The sequence below is a fragment of the Marinobacter sp. Hex_13 genome (genome assembly GCF_001566815.1).
GTDB lineage: Bacteria > Pseudomonadota > Gammaproteobacteria > Pseudomonadales > Oleiphilaceae > Marinobacter > Marinobacter salarius.
This window is the reverse complement of record NZ_LSMM01000029.1, coordinates 35,384-55,110: the sequence shown is the minus strand read 5'-3', so window position 1 is coordinate 55,110 and position 19,727 is coordinate 35,384. Positions and strand designations below refer to the sequence as shown.

21 protein-coding genes are annotated in these 19,727 nt (G+C 56.4%); 14 read left to right on the top strand and 7 right to left on the bottom strand.

Annotated features, from left to right (window positions below; translation table 11 throughout):
* The first annotated feature begins 207 nt into the window (after window positions 1-207).
* The 9 genes from urtA to AXW11_RS07435 all read left to right on the top strand — a co-directional run bounded on the left by urtA (window position 208) and on the right by AXW11_RS07435 (window position 8,888).
* Window positions 208-1,407, top strand: a complete 1,200-nt coding sequence (urtA, locus tag AXW11_RS07475; protein WP_007153045.1) for an urea ABC transporter substrate-binding protein — start codon at window positions 208-210, stop codon at window positions 1,405-1,407.
* A gap of 82 nt (window positions 1,408-1,489) precedes the next feature.
* Complete coding sequence (urtB, locus tag AXW11_RS07470) at window positions 1,490-2,416, top strand: urea ABC transporter permease subunit UrtB (protein WP_007153046.1); 927 nt, start codon at window positions 1,490-1,492, stop codon at window positions 2,414-2,416.
* Between the two features lie 9 nt (window positions 2,417-2,425).
* Window positions 2,426-3,625, top strand: coding sequence for an urea ABC transporter permease subunit UrtC (urtC, locus tag AXW11_RS07465; protein WP_091644007.1), 1,200 nt, complete (start codon window positions 2,426-2,428; stop codon window positions 3,623-3,625).
* Window positions 3,625-4,383, top strand: coding sequence for an urea ABC transporter ATP-binding protein UrtD (urtD, locus tag AXW11_RS07460; protein WP_007153048.1), 759 nt, complete (start codon window positions 3,625-3,627; stop codon window positions 4,381-4,383). Before urtC ends, urtD begins: the two co-directional genes overlap by 1 nt.
* Window positions 4,384-4,385: 2 nt before the next feature.
* Window positions 4,386-5,075 carry an urea ABC transporter ATP-binding subunit UrtE gene (gene urtE / locus AXW11_RS07455; RefSeq protein ID WP_075194623.1) on the top strand — a complete coding sequence of 230 codons (690 nt, stop codon included), beginning with the start codon at window positions 4,386-4,388 and terminating at the stop codon, window positions 5,073-5,075.
* 14 nt (window positions 5,076-5,089) lie between these two features.
* Window positions 5,090-6,136: an aliphatic amidase gene (locus tag AXW11_RS07450; RefSeq protein ID WP_075194624.1), complete on the top strand. Its 1,047-nt coding sequence runs from the start codon at window positions 5,090-5,092 to the stop codon at window positions 6,134-6,136.
* Window positions 6,137-6,151: 15 nt separating this feature from the next.
* Complete coding sequence (locus tag AXW11_RS07445) at window positions 6,152-7,195, top strand: AAA family ATPase (protein ID WP_091644009.1); 1,044 nt, start codon at window positions 6,152-6,154, stop codon at window positions 7,193-7,195.
* 101 nt (window positions 7,196-7,296) lie between these two features.
* Entirely contained in the window at window positions 7,297-8,529 is a 1,233-nt protein-coding gene (gene fmdA / locus AXW11_RS07440; RefSeq protein ID WP_091644012.1) for a formamidase, read from the top strand.
* Window positions 8,530-8,534: 5 nt separating this feature from the next.
* On the top strand, window positions 8,535-8,888 hold the full coding sequence (locus tag AXW11_RS07435) for a zinc ribbon domain-containing protein (RefSeq protein ID WP_091644014.1): 354 nt from the start codon (window positions 8,535-8,537) through the stop codon (window positions 8,886-8,888).
* Between the two features lie 129 nt (window positions 8,889-9,017).
* On the opposite strand, the gene AXW11_RS07430 is transcribed toward AXW11_RS07435, so the two are convergent.
* Window positions 9,018-9,245: a site-specific integrase gene (locus AXW11_RS07430; protein WP_258955225.1), complete on the bottom strand. Its 228-nt coding sequence runs from the start codon at window positions 9,243-9,245 to the stop codon at window positions 9,018-9,020.
* A gap of 206 nt (window positions 9,246-9,451) precedes the next feature.
* Here AXW11_RS07430 and AXW11_RS07425 point away from each other — a divergent pair, with 206 nt between their 5' ends.
* From AXW11_RS07425 to AXW11_RS07410, 4 genes are all read left to right on the top strand, one after another.
* Window positions 9,452-9,835, top strand: a complete 384-nt coding sequence (locus AXW11_RS07425; protein ID WP_143071172.1) for a hypothetical protein — start codon at window positions 9,452-9,454, stop codon at window positions 9,833-9,835.
* A 74-nt stretch (window positions 9,836-9,909) separates the two neighbouring features.
* Entirely contained in the window at window positions 9,910-10,527 is a 618-nt protein-coding gene (locus AXW11_RS07420; protein WP_091644020.1) for a flavin reductase family protein, read from the top strand.
* Between the two features lie 169 nt (window positions 10,528-10,696).
* Window positions 10,697-12,223, top strand: a complete 1,527-nt coding sequence (locus AXW11_RS07415) for a flavin-containing monooxygenase (protein WP_091644023.1) — start codon at window positions 10,697-10,699, stop codon at window positions 12,221-12,223.
* Between the two features lie 94 nt (window positions 12,224-12,317).
* Window positions 12,318-13,238, top strand: a complete 921-nt coding sequence (locus tag AXW11_RS07410) for a lysophospholipid acyltransferase family protein (protein WP_085678304.1) — start codon at window positions 12,318-12,320, stop codon at window positions 13,236-13,238.
* 21 nt (window positions 13,239-13,259) lie between these two features.
* Here the strand turns inward: AXW11_RS07410 and AXW11_RS07405 are convergent, their stop codons facing one another.
* The gene (locus tag AXW11_RS07405; RefSeq protein ID WP_091644026.1) at window positions 13,260-14,327 is read right to left on the bottom strand and encodes an amino acid ABC transporter substrate-binding protein; all 1,068 of its coding nucleotides are present in this window, start codon (window positions 14,325-14,327) and stop codon (window positions 13,260-13,262) included.
* A gap of 24 nt (window positions 14,328-14,351) precedes the next feature.
* A complete protein-coding gene (mltF, locus tag AXW11_RS07400; RefSeq protein ID WP_091644029.1) occupies window positions 14,352-15,728 on the bottom strand; it encodes a membrane-bound lytic murein transglycosylase MltF in 1,377 nt (458 codons plus the stop codon).
* A gap of 146 nt (window positions 15,729-15,874) precedes the next feature.
* On the opposite strand from mltF, the gene AXW11_RS07395 reads away from it, so the two are divergent.
* Entirely contained in the window at window positions 15,875-16,339 is a 465-nt protein-coding gene (locus AXW11_RS07395; protein ID WP_091644032.1) for a DUF302 domain-containing protein, read from the top strand.
* 43 nt (window positions 16,340-16,382) lie between these two features.
* Here the strand turns inward: AXW11_RS07395 and AXW11_RS07390 are convergent, their stop codons facing one another.
* From AXW11_RS07390 to AXW11_RS07375, 4 genes are all read right to left on the bottom strand, one after another.
* Complete coding sequence (locus tag AXW11_RS07390; protein ID WP_143071173.1) at window positions 16,383-17,699, bottom strand: tetratricopeptide repeat protein; 1,317 nt, start codon at window positions 17,697-17,699, stop codon at window positions 16,383-16,385.
* Window positions 17,700-17,801: 102 nt separating this feature from the next.
* Window positions 17,802-18,266, bottom strand: a complete 465-nt coding sequence (locus AXW11_RS07385; RefSeq protein ID WP_091644037.1) for a hypothetical protein — start codon at window positions 18,264-18,266, stop codon at window positions 17,802-17,804.
* On the bottom strand, window positions 18,263-18,943 hold the full coding sequence (locus AXW11_RS07380; protein ID WP_075194717.1) for an anti-sigma factor family protein: 681 nt from the start codon (window positions 18,941-18,943) through the stop codon (window positions 18,263-18,265). The genes AXW11_RS07385 and AXW11_RS07380 overlap by 4 nt, the downstream gene beginning before the upstream one ends.
* A gap of 13 nt (window positions 18,944-18,956) precedes the next feature.
* Window positions 18,957-19,535 (bottom strand): RNA polymerase sigma factor, encoded by a 579-nt coding sequence (locus tag AXW11_RS07375; RefSeq protein WP_075194718.1) that lies wholly within the window; start codon window positions 19,533-19,535, stop codon window positions 18,957-18,959.
* Window positions 19,536-19,727 lie beyond the last annotated feature (192 nt).

The following is a 19,727-nucleotide window of genomic DNA, read 5'->3' as shown; positions in this document are numbered from 1 at the left end:
AATGCGTCAAATGACGTAGTGTGCTGGGGTGATTGCCGAATGGGCTCCCTTAAAGGGCGCAAGCAGAATGTTTGATGTGGACGCTGTGCTTTCGATGAAAAGCGCGGTACCGGATTTCAAACACTGCGAGGAATCACCATGGGTACGACAGATAAAAACGCCAGCATACGATCGCCTGGCAAGAGGCCAGGGTTTAGAAAAAGTCTGATGACACTGGCGGCGTCCGTTATGCTGGCTACCTCCGCGCAAGCGGCGACACCCAGTACGGCAGAAGTCAATACAACCGATCTGGCGGTGACGGATGACACCGTTACGGTTGGTATACTGCACTCTATCACCGGCACCATGGCAATCAGTGAGATTGGCTCGGTGCAGGCGGAAAAGCTGGCGATTGAACAGATAAACGCGTCTGGTGGTGTTCTGGGTCGCCAGATAGAGTTTGTTCAGGAAGACGGCGCCAGCGACTGGCCAACGTTTGCCGAAAAGTCCCGCAAGCTTCTGCGTCAGGATAATGTGGCCGCGATCTTTGGCGCGTGGACCTCCGCGTCACGCAAGGCCATCCTGCCGGTGATCGAACAGTACAACGGCATGCTGTATTACCCTACCTTCTATGAAGGTCTTGAGCAGTCCCCGAACGTGGTTTACACCGGCCAGGAAGCTACCCAGCAGATTCTTGCGGGTATCGACTGGGCGGTAAAGGAAAAGGGCGCCAAGAGCTTTTACCTGCTCGGATCCGACTACATCTGGCCGCGAACCTCCAACAAGATCGCCCGCAAGCACATCGATAAGCTGGGCCTGAAAGTTGTGGGTGAAGAGTATTACCCTCTGGGCCACACCCAGTTCAACTCGGTGATCAACAAGATCAAGCTCAAGAAGCCCGACGTGATTTTCGCTTCCGTGGTGGGCGGTTCCAACGTGGCCTTCTACAAGCAGATGAAAGCCGCCGGTGTTGATTTCACCGACGAGAAACCGCTGCTGCTGACGATCTCCGTAACCGAGGACGAAATCCGCGGTATCGGCGGCGACAACGTGGAAGGTATCTACGCCTCCATGAAGTACTTCCAGAGCCTGGACAACCCCAACAACAAGGAGTTTGTTGCGGCCTTCAAGGAAACCTACGGCGATGACATGGTGATCGGCGACGTTACCCAGGCCGCGTATCTCGGTCCCTGGTTGTGGAAAGCGGCGGTTGAAAAGGCCGGCTCTTTCGACATCGACAAGATTCGCGAAGAGTTCGCAGGCATCGAATTCACCAAGGCGCCGGAAGGTTACGTACGCATCCACGAAAACCATCACCTGTGGTCCAAGACCCGGATTGGCCAGGCCCAGCTTGATGGTCAGTACAAGGTGGTTCACGAAACAGAAGAGCTGATGGAGCCAGACCCGTTCCCGGAAGGTTACCAGTAAAACGGAATGGCCGGCGCCACCGCGCGCCGGCCTTCATCGCCTCCGCAACGCAAAGCATGTTGGTTTGAAGGGGAGAAGGGTCATGTTCGATGGCTACACCAGCAGTGAATTGATGTCGATATTTGCCATGCAGGGGTTTGCCGGGCTCTCCCTGTTTTCAGTGTTCGTACTGATGGCAATGGGCCTGGCCATCATTTTTGGTCAGATGGGCGTGATCAACATGGCCCATGGGGAATTCATGATCCTCGGTGCCTACACCACCTACCTGACGTCGAGTTTTTTCCAGTCCTACCTGCCCGGACTGTTTGGCGGTTACTTCTTCTTCGCCATCATCCTGGCCTTTTTGATATGCGCTGCCTTGGGAGCACTCGTTGAGTGGCTGATGATACGGCATCTCTACCACCGGCCACTCGATACCTTGCTGGCCACCTGGGGGTTGAGCCTGATCATGCAGCAGGCCTACCGCTCCATCTTTGGTGCCCGCGAAGTGGGCGTTGATCTTCCTGAATGGATGATGGGCGCCTTCCAGGTGACCGATTTGGTGGAACTGCCGATCAACGGCTTGTTCGTGATGATCATCGCGCTCTCCATTGCAGTCGCCGTTTACTTGCTCATGTACCGCTCCGGCTGGGGCAAGAACGTGCGGGCTGTGGTTCAGAACCGTCCTATGGCTGAGGCTGTTGGTATCAACAGTGCTGGTATCGACCGCGCAACCTTTGCCCTCGGCTGCGGTATCGCCGGGATTGCTGGTGCCGCGTTCACCATGATCGGCTCCACCGGGCCGTCGTCCGGGCAGGCCTACATTGTCGATACCTTCCTGGTGGTGGTCTTCGGCGGCGCCCAAAGCCTGATTGGCACCATTATTTCCGCCTTCGGCATTTCCCAGGCCCAGTCCACCATGGAGTTTTTCCTGAGTGGTTCCATGGCCAAGGTACTCACCCTGCTGGTTGTCGTCGGCATTCTGATGCTGCGTCCAGAAGGACTCATGGCCCTCAAGGTCCGTCGCTAGGAGATTGTCATGAAGAGTTCATCCCCCCTGAAATGGTTCGGCTCCCGCGAGGGCCTGTATTACCTGGCGCTGGCGTTTCTGCTGGTTGTCATCCTGCCGCTGGTTCTGGACCCGTTCCGGCTGAACATGGTGGGTAAGTACCTGACATACGCCTTCGTGGCGATCGGACTGGTGATGTGCTGGGGTAAAGCCGGCATCCTCAGCCTGGGCCAGGGCGTGTTCTTCGGCCTGGGCGGATACTGCATGGCGATGTTCCTGAAGCTGGAAGCCTCCACGCCAGAGGCGACGGCGATCCAGTCCACCCCGGGCATTCCGGATTTCATGGACTGGAACCAGCTCACCGAGCTGCCGTGGTTCTGGGAACCGTTCCATAGCTTCTCGTTCACGTTGATCGCGGTTATTGGCGTGCCCGTTCTGCTGGCTTTCGTGATCGGTTTTGCAATGTTCACCCGCCGTGTAGGTGGCGTGTACTTTGCCATCATCACCCAGGCCATTGCCGCAATCCTGACCATCCTGATTATCGGACAACAGGGTTACACCGGTGGCGTAAACGGCATTACCGATCTGCAGACCCTGATGGGCTGGGATATCCGCACCGATGAGGCACGGACCGCCCTGTACTTCGTCTGTGTCGGAATGCTGTTCCTTTGCCTGTTCGTGGCACGGCTTGTCCAGAACCGGAAACTGGGCCGCATTCTCGTGGCGATGAATGCCCAGGAAATGCGGGTGCGCTTTTCAGGCTATGACGTGGCTGCCTTCAAGATTTTCGTGTTCTGCCTGGCGGCGGCCTTCGCTGGTATCGGCGGCGCAATGTTCACCCTGATTGTTGGCTTCATGTCGCCGTCCTTCATCGGCATTGTTGCCTCCATCGAGATGGTCATCTTCTGTGCGCTTGGAGGCCGGTTGTCCATTCTCGGAGCGGTTTACGGTGCCTTGTTGGTGAATGCCGCCAAAAGTGGCTTTTCCGAATCCTTCCCGGAACTCTGGCCTTTTGCCATGGGGGCTCTGTTTATTGGTGTGGTGCTGGCATTCCCGAACGGCCTGGCAGGACTTTACCGCAGCTATGTCATGCCCCTGGAAGAGCGCTTGTTCAAACGCAAAGCGCCTGTGGCTAACGCCACCGCCGAGCCTTCGGCCACCAAGCCTGGTGCTGAAAAGGCTGACGATTATGATCCGATGATCAATACCTACAGCCCGGAGAAATCCTGATGAGTGCAGCCAAAAGCAAAGGCACGGATTTTCTGCTGGCGGTTGAGGGCCTGACCGTATCATTCGACGGCTTCAAGGCCGTGGATGACCTGTCTTTCTACCTCGACCCCAAGGAAATCCGGGTCATTATCGGCCCCAATGGTGCTGGCAAAACCACCGTTCTCGATCTGATCTGCGGCAAAACCAAGGCGACTGCCGGTTCGATCAAGTTTGCCGGCAAGGAGCTGACCAAACTCAAGGAACACCAGATCGTTCATTCCGGTGTGGGCCGGAAGTTTCAGACACCATCGGTGTTTGAAGATCTGACTGTGTTTGAAAACCTCGAGGTGTCCTACCCGCAGGGCCACAGCGTGATGGGGGCGCTGGCCTTCAAGCGGGACCGGGCGGTAGTTGAGGCTGTGGAAGAGGTGGCAGAAACCATCTTCCTGACGGACGCCCTGAACGAACCGGCGGCCTCGCTCAGCCACGGTCAGAAACAGTGGCTGGAGATCGGCATGCTGCTGATCCAGAAGCCGGATCTGCTGATGCTGGATGAGCCGGTGGCCGGAATGTCGGTGGCCGAGCGCAAGAAAACCGCCGAACTGCTCCGGGTGATCACCCGGGACCATACGGTACTGGTGATCGAGCATGACATGCAGTTCGTTGGTGACATCGCCGACCGGGTGACCGTGATGCACCAGGGCAAGGTTCTTTCGGAAGGGTCCATTGAGCACGTGAAGTCGGACCCGAAAGTCATCGAAGTCTATCTGGGGCACTGAACATGCTGAGCGTCAAACATCATTCGGTGGCCTATGGCCAAAGCACCATCATCGGGGACCTGAACCTTGAGGTGGGAAAAAACGAGATTGTGGCCGTGGTGGGCCGCAACGGCATGGGCAAGACCACGCTGATGAAATCCCTGGTAGGCATGACCCCCACCAAAGGCGGTGAGGTCAGCCTGGATGGTTCCAACATTTCCAACCTGAAGAGCTTCCAGCGGGTAAGGGCTGGCATTGGTTTTGTGCCTCAGGGCCGGATGATTTTTCCAACCCTTACGGTAAGGGAAAACATTGAAACGGCCCTGTCCGCCGTGGGTGAAAAGAAGGTACCGGAGGATCTGTACGAGATGTTTCCGGTACTGAAGGAAATGCAGAACAGGCGCGGCGGTAATCTGTCTGGTGGTCAGCAGCAACAGCTCGCCATTGCCCGCGCACTGGCCACGCGGCCCAAGGTGCTGCTGCTTGACGAACCCACCGAAGGCATTCAGCCCAATATCATCAAAGAGATCGCTCAGACACTACGGCGTATCCGCGATGAGCGCGGTTTGTCGATAGTTGTCTCTGAGCAGGTCCTGAGCTTTGTGATGGACGCGGCGGACCGGATTCTGGTGATCGAGAAGGGAACCATCGTGCACGAAGAGAACAGGGCTGAAGCAGACCAGGAAAAGATTGCCAGTTACCTGGCGGTTTAACGAGGAGCGAATTAATGAGACACGGTGATATTTCCAGCAGTAACGACACCGTCGGTGTGGCGGTGGTGAACTACAAGATGCCCCGGTTGCATACCAAAGCCGAGGTATTGGACAACGCCCGCCAGATTGCCAACATGATCAAGGGTATGAAAGTGGGCCTGCCCGGCATGGACCTCGTGGTGTTTCCGGAATACAGCACCATGGGCATCATGTACGACAATGACGAGATGATGGAAACGGCTGCCACGATTCCCGGCGACGAAACCGCCATCTTCTCTGCCGCCTGCCGTGAGGCCAATACCTGGGGTATCTTCTCACTAACCGGCGAACGGCATGAGGATCACCCCAGTAAGGCACCCTATAACACCCTGATTCTCATCAACAATGAAGGTGAGATCGTCCAGAAATACCGCAAATGTATTCCCTGGTGCCCGATTGAAGGCTGGTATCCGGGGGACACCACTTACGTCAGCGAAGGCCCCAAGGGTATGAAGATCAGCCTGATCATCTGCGATGACGGCAACTACCCGGAAATATGGCGGGACTGTGCAATGAAAGGTGCCGAGCTGATCGTTCGCTGCCAGGGCTATATGTATCCGGCCAAGGAGCAGCAGGTGATGATGTCCAAGAGCATGGCGTGGGCCAACAACTGTTATGTGGCCGTGGCCAACGCCTCCGGTTTTGATGGGGTGTATTCCTACTTCGGCCACTCCGCCATTATCGGCTTTGATGGCCGCACTCTCGGAGAGTGTGGCGAGGAAGATATGGGAATTCAGTATGCCCAGCTTTCGATCAGTCAGATCCGCGACGCACGCCAGAATGACCAGTCTCAAAACCACCTGTTCAAACTGCTGCACCGGGGCTACACCGGTGTTCACAACTCCGGCGATGGCGACAAAGGCGTAGCCGACTGCCCGTTTGAGTTCTATCGCACCTGGGTGATGGACGCTCAAAAGGCACAGGAAAACGTTGAAGCAATGACTCGCAAAACCGTGGGCACCGCTGAATGTCCGGTGGGTGAGCTGCCATTCGACGGTAAAGAAAAATCTGCAGGCGCTTAATGCCGGGAGTTGCTGATGCCGTTTATCAACGAACGGCTGGAAGCCAACCGGGAGTCCATAGAACAAAACCGGGCTGCCTCAGGCCCGGTTCGTGCTTCCCGGTTTCGCTTTGAGCCAGATGCCGTCATGTCCCGCCTGCGGGAGAACATCGTTGGCCAGGACGATGCCCTGACAGCCATGGAATCCATGCTGGTGCGAGTGAAAGCCGACATCGGCGAGGAAAACCGGCCACTCTCGGTGCATCTATTCCTTGGGCCCACAGGTGTGGGTAAAACCGAAACCGTTCGGCTGATTGCAGAAGCCATTCATGGCAGCCGGGATGGCCTGTGCCGCATCGATATGAACACCCTGGCTCAGGAGCACTATACCGCCGCTCTTACCGGCGCGCCGCCGGGCTACGTGGGCAGTAAGGAAGGCTACAGCCTGTTTGATCTAGACAAAGTACAGGGCTCGTTCAGCAAGCCCGGCATTGTGTTGTTTGATGAAATCGAGAAAGCCAGCCGGGAAGTCGTCCGCGCCCTGTTGAACGTTCTGGACACCGGTCGGCTGATGTTTCCCTCCGGTAACCGGGAAATCGATTTCAGCAACACTCTGATATTCATGACCAGCAATGCCGGGGCTCTGGATGCTGAGGCGCACCAACAACGTTATCAGAAAGGTTGGCGCCGCTGGCTCGGGTTGTCGGCCGGTGAGGGTGGGTACTTGCGAGATGTTGCTCTGCGTCGGCATTTCGACCCTGAGTTTCTGAACCGTATTGATCAGATCCTTACCTTCAACAGCCTTGCTGATAACTGGCTCGAAGCACTGTTGGACATCGAGTTGGTGGGGCTCAACCGGCGGCTGGGCAAAAAACACGCAGTGCTGTCACTGTCAACTAAGCTTAGGGGCGAACTGTGCTGTGGCTACGATGCCCGTTATGGAGCCCGGGAGATGTTGCGGGCTTTTCGCCAGCGTCTGGAGCCCGCGGTAGCCAGAGCACTGTTGGCGCATCCTGACTGTCAGCGGTTTGAGGCCGATGCGCAGAATGGGGCGGTCACCGTGCACCAATACGTCGAATGACGTAGGTGTGGGGGGCATTTCGCGAATACCTCCGGGGCGCGGGATCTCGGATAGTAAAACCGTTACCAAATTGTGCAAGCCAACACCAAGGAGCGCCCGTTATGGCTGAAACCATTATCAAGATTGATCTGAACAAGTCGGCTTACGAGAACGACAAAATCCACAACCGCTGGCACCCGGATATTCCGCTGGTGGCCACCGTTAAACCCGGTGATGACTTCATCGTGGAATGCTATGACTGGACCGGTGGCCAGATCAAAAATGACGACAGTGCAGACGATGTGCGCGATGTAGACCTCAGCCAGGTGCACTTCCTGTCTGGCCCGATCGGGGTGGAAGGCGCCGAGCCGGGTGACCTGCTGGAAGTGGATATTCTCGACATCGGCACCTTTGAAGAAAGCCAGTGGGGGTTCAACGGCTTCTTCTCCAAGCAGAACGGCGGCGGCTTCCTGACCGAACACTTTCCGGACGCCCAGAAGAGCATCTGGGATTTCAACGGCATGTTCACCAAATCGCGCCATATTCCCAACGTGGAATTTGCCGGCCTGATTCACCCGGGGCTGATAGGCTGCCTGCCCTCTAAAGACCTGCTGGATACCTGGAACAAACGTGAAGCAGGACTGGTTGCGACAGACCCGGAGCGGGTGCCGGAACTGGCCACCTTGCCCAACGGCGATACCGCCCACATGGGCCAGCTGAAAGGAGACGCCGCCAAAGCGGCCGGCGCTGAGGGCGCTCGCACCGTACCGCCCCGGGAACATGGTGGTAACTGCGATATCAAAGATCTTTCCCGCGGCTCCAAGGTTTACTTCCCGGTCTACGTGGATGGTGCGGGCCTGTCGGTTGGCGACCTGCACTTCAGCCAGGGCGATGGTGAAATCACCTTCTGTGGTGCCATCGAAATGGCTGGATGGATTCACCTGCGGGTGAACCTGATCAAGGATGGCGTTAAGAAATACGGCATCAGGAACCCGGTGTTCAAACCCAGCCCGATCAAACCCCGTTACGACGATTACGTGATCTTTGAAGGGATCTCGGTTGATGAAGACGGTGGCCAGCATTACCTGGACGTGCATGTGGCCTATCGCCAGGCCTGCCTGAATGCCATCGAATACATGACCAAGTTCGGCTACACCAAGGCCCAGGCCTACGCGATTCTTGGTTGCGCACCGGTAGAGGGCCACATCAGTGGCGTGGTGGATATTCCAAACGCCTGCGCCACGCTTTGGCTGCCCACAGGCATCTTTGATTTCGACATCAATCCATCCGCAGAGGGTCCGAAGAAAATGACCAGTGGCGGAATGGACGTACCTCTGTCGAAAGACAAGGAGTAGTCACCATGCCCGTATACGACTACAAATGCCGGGAACACGGTTTGTTCCACACTCTGGCAACGATAGAAGACAGCGCAAAACCGATGGCATGTCCCACTTGCCAGGTGCTTTCGCCACGAGTGATTGTGCTACCCCCGGAAATCGCAAACATGGACCCTGCCAGGCGCACTGCCCAGGACCGCAACGAAAAGTCCCGCCACGAACCGGTGTTCTCCACCGCCGATCGCCGGGAGCAGGACCCTGAGCACAGCCGCAGCTGTGGCTGTGGCTCACCAAAACCCGGAAAGTCGATGCTGTTCTATACCGCTGACGGGAAGAAAATGTTCCCCTCCATGCGGCCCTGGATGATCAGCCACTAACTTCGGACCAAACCGAAAGTCACTGTCACGTGTTTGCCCCCACTTCGGGGGCTTTTTTCGAGCGAACGACCGTACCGATATCGCCTAACGGATTATCCAGGAGCTTGTTATACAAAATGACCAGGGAATTCAGGGCCTGGCTTTTTGTGTAGCTGCCGCAAAATTGCGATTCACCGCTAGCCAAGCCAGAAACTCAATAACATCCCGAGGACCCATGTCCCTGGGATGTTTCATGTTCTGGAAGCGAATGAAATAGCGGATCCAGTACCAGTACGTCTTTTCAGTTCGGATGCTGTAATGATCCACCCGAATGAGCGTACGGACCTGGTCACGCAGGCAGGGCTGCTTTCCTTGCATTCGAGAGGCTCCTTGCCAAAACGAACCGTATATTTAAACAGTGTTTTTGGTGGCGTATATCTCAGATCTCTAATGATTACATGGCATGGTGTATGTGGTGGGCTAAACTGTTGATTTATAAGTTTCTGCAATCACTGAGACGTCGATCTAACTGCTGTTAGGCCCTTATGAATCGAAACTTCGAAATAGTAGACGGAATCTACCTCGTGCAAGAAAGTCACGAGCTTGATTTGCATAATAATTTTGACTTCAAGGACTTAGATTACTCCGTGGAGGAGCGTTCGCTTGTATTACACTGGCAACGATCGAATGGGGGTTGGGTGAGCTTCGATACGCCCAAGGCATTAACCATCGAGTTCAGAGGAGTTAGCGAATTTCGATTTATGCCGCGAGATTCTGAAGCTCCCTTTACTGAAGACGATTGCATCAACTCCTTTGGATACTGGGTAGACGAGGATTGGGCGGAAGGTGTCATTATGGTTGAGCCCGAGCAAAAGGCTGAGCCTCAATGGCTTACAGCAATTGGTTTTATGTTTGGTGCAATTCTGGCTGTCCAGGCGGAGAGTGCCGATGCCAACGTCTTGGCCTAACAAGGCCTATTCCTACAACATTGCTCATTCGGTAACCTCCTTTCCCTACTTTTCACTGCATGAAGGAAACACGAATGCTTATAGACCTTGAGTCGATCGAAACAAAGCACATCCACCCTATCCTGACCCAGACCGTCATTCCGCGGCCGGTGGCGTGGGTGTTGTCGCAGAACCCGGGGGATGACTACAACCTGGCTCCTTATTCGTTCTTTACCGTGGTTACCGGTAAGCCGCCAATTCTGATGGTGTCTGTGGGCAAGAAGCCCAGCGATGGTAGCTTCAAGGACACGCGGGTGAATATTGAGGCTCGTAAGCAGTTTGTGGTGCACATTGGGAGCCGCAGCCAGGCTCAGGCCATGACGGAGTCGTCCCGCCATCTGGACCACGGCCAGTCTGAACTGGACCGACTGGATATGAAGTTGGTGCAGGAAGAAGGCTGGCCGATGCCCCGGGTCGAGGGGTGCCTGGTGGCGTTTTACTGCGAGTTGCGAGAGGTCATTGAAATGGGTGACACGCCGCAGTCGCTGGTGTTTGGCAATATCAAGAAGGTGTTTGTGGACGATCAGGTTGCCAGCATTAACGATCAGGGGCGTTACGTTATTGATGCCAAAGGCATCGACCCGATCTCACGGCTGGGTGGCAGCGAATACGGCACCCTGGGCGATATTCTCAACGTGCCGCGCCCGGACTGAGGCAGACTGCAACAGGCTCAAACGAGCTGACAGAACTGACCGAAACGGCGCCGAATTCATCGCATGGGGCCAATTTCGGCGTTTTCCCTCCTGGGCTATTCTCATCCTGTTGGCGTGTGATCCGCGCTGAAATGTTGATAAAACAACGGCAGATGCCGACAGGGTGGTTATGAGCGAACAACATGTAGACGTACTGATTGTCGGCGCCGGCGTTTCCGGCATTGGCATGGCCTGTCACCTCAAACGAGAGTGCCCGGGTAAGTCTTTCACCATCATTGAGCGCCGTGAGTCCCTTGGAGGCACCTGGGATCTGTTCCGCTACCCGGGTATCCGTTCCGATTCCGACATGTACACCTTTGGCTACAACTTCCGCCCCTGGACCGGGGGCAAGGTGTTGGCGGATGGCCCGTCGATCAAGCAGTACGTTCACGATACAGCCAGGGAAAACAACGTTGAACAGCATATCCAGTATGGCCTGGCGGTTGTTTCCGCTGAGTGGTCAGGCGCAGACAAGTGCTGGACACTGACGGCCCGCAAGGAAGCCACCGGCGAAACCGTTACCTTTACCGCCAGCTTTCTGGTGGGCTGTACAGGGTATTACAACTACGATGCCGGCTATAAGCCTGACTTCCCTGGCGAGGCCGATTTTGGCGGCCAGATTGTGCATCCGCAGCACTGGCCTGAGGACCTGGACTATACCGGCAAACGTGTGGTGGTGATTGGCAGTGGTGCCACGGCCATCACCCTGGTGCCAACGATGGCGGAGAAAACCGCACACATTACCATGTTGCAGCGTTCGCCCACCTATCTGATGCCGCTGCCATCCCGGGATGCGGTGGCGCAGGGCTTTCAGAAAGTCCTGCCCGCCAATGTCGCCTATCGGTTGACCCGTGCCCGTAACGTCAGCATTGCACGGCTACTGTTCAATCGTTCCCGCAAGAACCCCAAGGCCATGCGACGACTGTTCCTGGCCATGGTGCGCCGGCAACTGGATGGCAAGGTCGATATGCGCCATTTCTCACCCAGCTACAACCCCTGGGATCAGCGCCTGTGTGTGGTGAAGGACGGTGATCTGTTTGAGTCTATCAAGGCGGGCAAGGCATCGGTGGAGACGGACCATATCGAACGCTTTACCAAGAACGGTATTCTGCTGAAATCCGGCAAGGAACTGGAGGCCGACATCATCATTCCGGCGACTGGGCTGGATATCCAGATGCTGGGTGGCATGGACCTGGTGGTGGATGGTCATTCGGTCACGTTGCGGGACAAGGTGATCTACAAGAACGTAATGGTGGAGGGTGTCCCCAACGCCGGTATGATTTTCGGGTACACCAACATCTCCTGGACCCTGAAAGCCGATATCGCGGCTGAATACCTGTGCCGCCTGTTCAATCATATGGACAGCAAGGGGCAGAGCGTCTGTATACCCCGTGACACCGGCGACAGTCGCGCCGGAGACACCATGATGGGCGGCCTGGATTCCGGTTATATCCGCCGGGCTGACGACAAGTTGCCAAGGCAGGGAACCCATGGCCCCTGGAAGGTCAGCCAGAACTATCTGGAGGATGTGAAAACCCTCAGGTTTGAGCCTATCGAGGATGGTTACCTGGAGTTCGATGGTCGCCGGCCGGTTCAGCAATCCAAACCGAAACGCGGTTTCATGAGGCCGTTGCGTTCAGCGCTGTTTGGCTCTTGAAGGTGTGACACAGCTCGATCATTGATGAATGCAACTACAAATCTGCCGCAAAATATGGCAGTCTCATTGCCCGTTTTTGAACAGGCAATGATGTATGTCCGGCCGTAAAAATAAGAAGAATATGCCGTTGTGGCATCCGGTTCTCTGGCCTTCGTGGCTTCTGGTCTTCACGCTTTATCTGCTTGCCCTGCTGCCAATGTCGGCCAAGCAGCGTTTTGGCCGGCGGCTGGGCTGTTTTCTGGAAGGCAAGCTGACGTCACGGGCCAAGGTGGCCAATACCAATATTGCGACCTGTTTTCCGGAGCTTGATGACGCCGCTCGTGAGCGATTGGTGCGGGATAACTTTGTGGCCTGTACCCGTGGTTTCCTGGAAAGTATTCACGCCTGGTGGCGGGATATGTCGGGCTTTTGCGAGGGCGCCGAGGTTCAGGGGCTGAAGCACCTGCGAGAAGCCCAGGCCAGAGGTAAAGGTGTGCTGTTAATCGGCGGGCACTACAGTATTTTCGACTTTGCGCTTCCGCTGATTGCCTGTCACCTGAAGAAACCGGGGTATATGTACCGCCCCAACAATAATCCGGTGATTGACCGGATGATTGAAAACGGTCGCCGGCGTCACTTCGGTATCCGCCCGTTCACCAAGCGTGAGTTGAGGCCGTTGGTGTCGTTCCTCAAAAAAGGCGGGGAAGTCTGGTTTGCCTGCGATCAGGACTTTGGCAAGAAAACCGAGCTATTTGTGCCGTTTTTTGGCACCGAGGCCGGGTGTATTACCTCACCCAGCTACATTGCTCGAGTGTCCGGTGCCTCAGTCATCTGTGTGAGCCATCTGCGGATGCCTGATGGTCGTTACCGGGTGATATTCTCGCCAATCCAGGAGGGATTTGGTGTCTGCAAACAGAGCGATACGGAAACCTGGAGTCGCTACATCGAAGACACCGTTCGTGAACAGCCAGACCAGTACCTATGGCTGCACAAGCGCTTCAAAACCCGGCCCGAGGGGTGTGCCAAGGTCTATTGATGCCTCGGGCTGTTTTCAGGATTACTCGCGGCCCAGGTAGCGCCGGACAATGTCCTTCCAGCCTGATGATTCCGTGACCTCAAGAATCTGCTCGGACACCGGCCCACGCAATGGACTTTCGGACGGCAGGGCCAACCCATAGAGTTGCTGCTGGAAAATACCGGGCAGCAGGGTCAACCTCTTGTCCCCCAGTTGCAGGTTGCGGTATTGCAGCAGGGCCCTGTCGTAGACCACGGCATCGGTTTCACCATTGGCGACTGAGAGCATGGCGCTGGTCAGGTCTGGATAGAGTTGGTGCCGAATGCGCTGATCTTGCAGATACTGCTCGCTGGCGGTGTTAGCGATGGTGGCTACGTTGGCGCGGTTGAGGTCGTCGGGGCCCTGAATCTGATATTGCAGGTTGCTGACGGTGAGCGATGAGGTAATCGCTGCGGTAAAACTCGCCACCATGATCAACCCGGCAAACATCCACACTAACGCAACCATTCGGCCCGCCAGCGACACCGGAGCCTTGTCACCATAACCAACAGTGGTCATTGTCACAGCCGCCCACCAGAAGCTCGCTCCTATTCCCTGTACCGCGGTGCCACCAAACTGCTCCGGATTGCGCCGACGCTCAAACAGCCACAGCACAAATCCCACAGCCAGAAGCAAGCCACCCAGGGCGATAACCACGCTCATAAATTGCCAACTGATCAGCGCGCGAAGGCTGGCGAGCAGCCCCTGCTCCGGCGCCGGAGGTACTGCGATGGACAGGCCTGTCTGGTAGAAGGGGTGGGTGAAGTCGAATGCCGCTTCCCGTTCGGCGGTCATGGTGAGAGCTCCCACCGCCACGTCGACTTGTCCGCTTTCGACCTGCGTCAGTAGATCACTGAAGGAGAGAGGAACGAATGTGTATTCCCGGTCCAGGCCTTCGACAACCTGGCGCCACAGATCGATACTGATGCCTTCCCACTCGCCGCTGTCGGTTTCCATGACAAAGGGCGGGACAGTGGTGATGCCGACTTTGATCGGCTCCGGTTGCCCCGCCGCCTGACTGGTAAACAGCAGCAGGAGGGGCAGGGCAAGCCGTGAGATCCATCGTTTCATGGGTAAGTCCGTGTTGTCAGGAAGTTAGTCAAACGCTGAGCTGATCACATCACGGTAGTTCCGGATGCGCTGTACATAGTGTACTGGTTCGTAGCCACGGGCGTAGCCGTAGCGGGTACTCGGGTAGTAGCGCTTGTCGGCTTTCAGCGGCAGGACTTCTTTCATATCGTCCCAGGAGTCAGGGTTTTTGCCCAGCTCGCGCGCAAGCTGGCGGGCATCCAACAGGTGACCACGGCCAATGTTGTAACTGGCCAGGGCAAGGAAGGTGCGGTCTGGCTCGGGAATGGTTTCGGGTAACCGGCGATGGCGATCCGCCAGGTAGCGGGCACCGCCATCAATGGCCGCCACGGGGTCCAGACGGTCCATTACGCCAAGGGATTCGGCGGTGTTCCGGGTCAGCATCATAATGCCGCGAACGCCGGTGGGTGATACGGCAGCCGGGTCCCAGTGGGACTCCTGATAGGACAGCGCCGCCAGCAAGTCAGCCGGCATGCCGGTTGTGGTTTCTGCTTCGGCGAAGCGATCAATAAAGTCGGGAAGCCGCTCATCTATCCGGCGGTTGAGGGCGCGCAGGTCGACGAAATCGAATTCGCCGATGTACGCGTAATAGCGGCTCTCGATATAGCCGATGGCTTCGTCACCGTCGGTGCTGTTCATCCATTCCCGGGTGGTTCCCGCCAGATCGTCGGAACCGGCTGGCAGGTACCAGCCCAGGTTATTGCCCTGGGTGAGGTTCATGGCCACTTCCAGGTGGGGGAAGTGGCGGCGCATGACCTGAACGATGTTGGAGTCAGCGACGGTGCAGTCGATGTCCTGCTCAGCGACTTCAGAAAGCAGAACTTCGGTCGTTCTGCTGTCATCTTCGGTGAACGTGATACCTTCGTGTTCGCTGGCGAGCTTGTTCAGAGTTTCTACGTAGCTGGAATCGGCGGTGACCGCAATGCTGACCTCAGGCATGCTTTCCGGTTTTCTGGGCATGGGTCGCATGTCGCGATGACACACCAGTTGCTCGGTGATTTCGGTGTGCGCGGGCCCGCGTGTGAACCGTTCTGTCCGTGATGGCAGGTGGGTCAGCCCGGCGGCCGCCAGATGCGTGTTGCCAGCCTCCAGCGCCTGCAAGACCTCGGCGGTTGAATCGTGCATGGTCCAGTTGACGGTCCAGCCTTTGCTTTCGGCGAAGCGTGACACCAGGCTGAACTCTGGGCCAATGGGGTTCTGGTGGCGGTCGAGATAGTAGGTGGTGGCGCCGTTGCGAGTTGCCACCTCCAGTACGCCGGTCTCTTGCGGCGGCGCGAGTTGTTCGGCCGGTTTATGGGTGGATGCGGTTTCAGATTCGCCCTGGCTACAACCAGCCATGATGGCAATGAGCGGAAGCAGGGCTCCCTTCAGCGCATGAGTCATAAAGACCTCGGTTTTTGGATTTATAAAATTATAAGGGTTTCTACGTACTTTGTGTGGAAACGTATCACTTTGATTTTGAGCGGCCTGTGCAGGCCGGAGTTAACTGGCCTATGCTGGAGTGGTTCGATATTCCAAGGAGATGCGTAATGAAAGTCTGGACCAGAATCCCGATTCTTGCAGCTTTGCTGATTCTGCCACTGGCCGCGATCGGTGCCGATGGGGCTGATGGAATGGTAACGACGCAAAGTAATTACAGCGTTGCGATGACGGCGGACAAGCTGGTCTCGACCCTTAGAAGCAAGGGTATGACGGTGATGAACCGCATTAACCACACTGAGGGTGCCAACAAGGTGGGGCTGGAATTGCGCCCAACCGAGGTGGTGATTTTTGGCAACCCGAAGGTGGGGACACCCCTGATGCAATGCGCCCAGAGTGTGGCGATTGATTTGCCGCAGAAAGCGCTGATCTGGGAAGACAGTGAGGGAACGGTCTGGTTAGGCTATAACGACCCGGAGTATCTGAAACAGCGTCACGATATTGAAGGCTGTGATCAGGTCATCAAAAAGATAGAGGGAGCACTGGCCGGTTTCGCAAAAGCGGCAACGGAATAACGTTTACTGATGCCCGGCAGTCACGTGTGGACGTGGGTTGGTATCAGAATCCGACGGCCAGGCTGGCGGTGACGGTGTGGCGATCGTAGCTGTAGCGATCGATGTTGCTGTTGTTGTCGATACGGTCCAGATCCAGACTGAGAGATGTTCGACGAGAGAAACGATACGTGGTGCCAACGGACAGTGTATGACGCTTGTCTTCACGACGTATCGTTTGTCGGCCCTCGGGAACAATCATTTGGTGTGGCGTACGATAGTAACTGAAGCGAAAGCCCGCCCCTGCTTCAACACTCAGTTGGTCAGTCAGGTCGTACTCAATGCCTGCATCAAGGCCATGTCGCTCGGGCGACACACTGAAGAACTCCTCTCCGGTATCCAGATTGTCCCGGTCATTGTAGTCAGCCCGGTATTTGAGTTCCGCTGTCCAGTTCCCGGGCCGGAGACGGTAATGGGCATCAAGCCGGTACATCTGGCCCCGATAGGCATCGAATCCAGGTAACGGAAAAATCTGGGTGGCCTCTGCTCTAACCAGGCATCGCGCGCCGGGGCCTGGGCAGTCGAGGGTGGTTATGCCGGCCATCAGGCGAGCGCGACGTTCCCTTGATCGCCGATCCCGCCATATATAGTCGCCGCCAAGGCCTACGCTGATCACTCCCGGTGCGGTTTTCTGAACCCATTTTGCACCCGCCTGAATCACCTGCAGGTCAAACGTGTGCTCGGAAGGGTACTGACGCGAATAGAACTTGATGTCCGAACGCAGTCCCGCCGAAGAGTCGCCATAGAGGTAATAGGAGGCAGCCGCCAGAGTTTCCACAAAGCCGCTGTCGAGCTTTCGGGGGGCGGTATCCGGGAACAGCGCAACGTTGTCTTCATAGCCACCCCCGATGGAAACCAGGCCAGCCCAACGTTTTCTGGGTGAGACAGCATGCATCGTTGGATCGAGGCGTTCAAGTTGACGGGTGGCGAGCGATATCAGGTTGTCGTCAGGATCGGACGCAAGCACGTTCTGGAACGCTTTTGTTGCGGCGTTCTGATTTTCACGGGCCAGGGCGGTCAACCCGATGTTGTAGTAGGCAAGCGCTTTCTGACGGGTGGGGATAAGGGTCCGGAAGGTTTGCTCCGCCTCCTCGTAAAGCCCGAGTTTGTAATAGACAACGCCCAGGTTGTAATTGAGTGAGCGGGAGCTCAACCCCTTCGAGACGGCGGACTCAAGTAAGCGGCGAGCTTCATCCAGGTCACCGGCGTTAAACGCCTGGATACCCGCACGGAAGAGCGTCTTAGCCTCGGTCGTATGCTCCTGAGCATGGGCGGTTGACAGCGCGAGACACAACACCAGTGCGATGGTCAGAAGACGGCGCAAATACTCTCTCCGGAATAGTCTGAACTCGGACTCAGAGTATAACAGCCATTGGACGGGCGAGCGCCAGTCCTGAAGGGATCAGGTGTGACGTCTGTATCTAATCTACTGCTGTCCGGTTTCCTCCAGATTCAGGCCGTTGTCGTTTAACAGGTCCAGATCGGTATCGCCGGTGCCAGGCAGGTCCAGTCCAGGGTCCTCGATGCCTGGCAGATCCAGTTCTGGTTCGTCTTGGATGATCTCGCCAGGCAGTTCGATGCCGAGCGCGTCACGAGACTCCCGTGACTGTTCGGAGAGAGTGCTCTCGATATCCAGCATGTCTTCCCGGGTATCGGAAGCGAAGTCGCCGGAATCCGTCTGCATATCACCGAACCCGTTTGCGCCGGCGGGCGCGTCCACGGACTCCGGAAGCTCAAGTTGTTGCACAAAGGAATCGTCCAGCTCCTGATCGTCCGCGACCATTCTCATGGTCACATCAAGATCGTCCTGAGCCCAGGACAGAGCCGGTGTAGCAAGCAGAAGGCCGAGCATGGCCGGAGCAAGCCAGCGTATATGGATATGTCTTTTCATGATGAAGGCTCCGTGTTTCCTGGAATGGCGGTGCTGAACGTTTTGCGCCGGGTTCCATCGTCCAGGTGCGCAACCAGTTTGCCGGAACCAGGGAACAGTACGTTGATGGGCAACGCCAATACGTTATCGCCTTGCTTGAGATCCACCGTCCAGCTGATGGTCTGGCGCCCCGGGAAGGGTGCCAGTTCTGCATTGGGCGGCAGTTCCAGGGTCAGGGTGACGTTGTCCATCGCCTTGCGGGAATTGAACGCCAGCCTGACGGTTTTCAGTTCCGCTCCACTTTCGGGTTCAGCAACGGTTTCTGTTGCTGTCTGCCCGGGAGCATCTGCGATGTCTTCGGGCAATCCCGTATCTGCCGGGCCGACCTGCATACCGATGAAGATACCGAGTGCCAGCACGGCGGCAATTGATGAAGCCCAGAGTGACGTTTTGCGTAACGTGGAATTCCGAGGTGTCTCGCCAGCGAGTGCCATTGCACGAACGCGGGATTCGAAATCGTCGTTGGGCTCTGGAACGGTCTGGGCCATGATGCCTTTTTGCAGGCGTTGTTCATCCTCCCAAAGTTCTGAGCAACTGGCACACGTCGATGCGTGAGCTTGGAGGGCTTCCTGTTCATGCAGCGGAAGATCGCCGCGAACCAGGCTGTCGACCTCCTGATGGAACTGACGACACGTCATGGCATTCACCTCTTCACCCTTCACGTTGTTGCTTTTCGAAAGGTTCCATTTGTTTTTTCAACCGTTCCCGCATAAACGCTCTGCTGCGATGCAGGCGTGATTTTATCGTACCGACAGGCACATCCAGAACCGTTGCAATGTCCTCCTGGCGCCAGCCATCCGCGTCGTGAAGCAATAACAGGGTTCGTTGGTCTGGTGGCAGGGTATTCAGTAACCGCTTGACGGTTTCGCCAATGCGCGTTTGGTCGATACCGGCGGACGCATCCGGGCTTGCCTCGCCGAGGGATTCTATGAAGGCGGTCTGGCTCTCCGCAGCGACCAGTGTACTGACGCTGATTTCTCTTTGGCTGGATTGTTTTCGGGTGAGGTCAACAAAGTGCCGGTACAACACACGGTTGAGCCATGGCTGGGGTTGCTGCACGTTTTCCAGTTCGTCCAGCCGGGGGTACATCTTGACCACGACATCCTGCACCAGATCCTCTGCGTCCTGTTTCTGGCCAGTCAGGCGGTAGGCGAAAATATACATGCCTTTCATGTAAGGCAGAATCAGCCGGTCAAATCGCTTTGACGACGACGAACGAAATGGGAGCAAAGCCAATCTGATTCCCTCGGTCTGTGGTTGGCACGGTTTGGCGGGTGCCCCGTCCTCAGGCCATTCTTGTAGGTGTTCGGATGTCAGATTCTGAACATACCATCATTATTGCCTTTTGTTCGAGACAAATTTCTCGCTACAAGAACCAGTTAGCCCTTCCTTTTGCGATTTCTCGTCTATTCGGGAAAATTT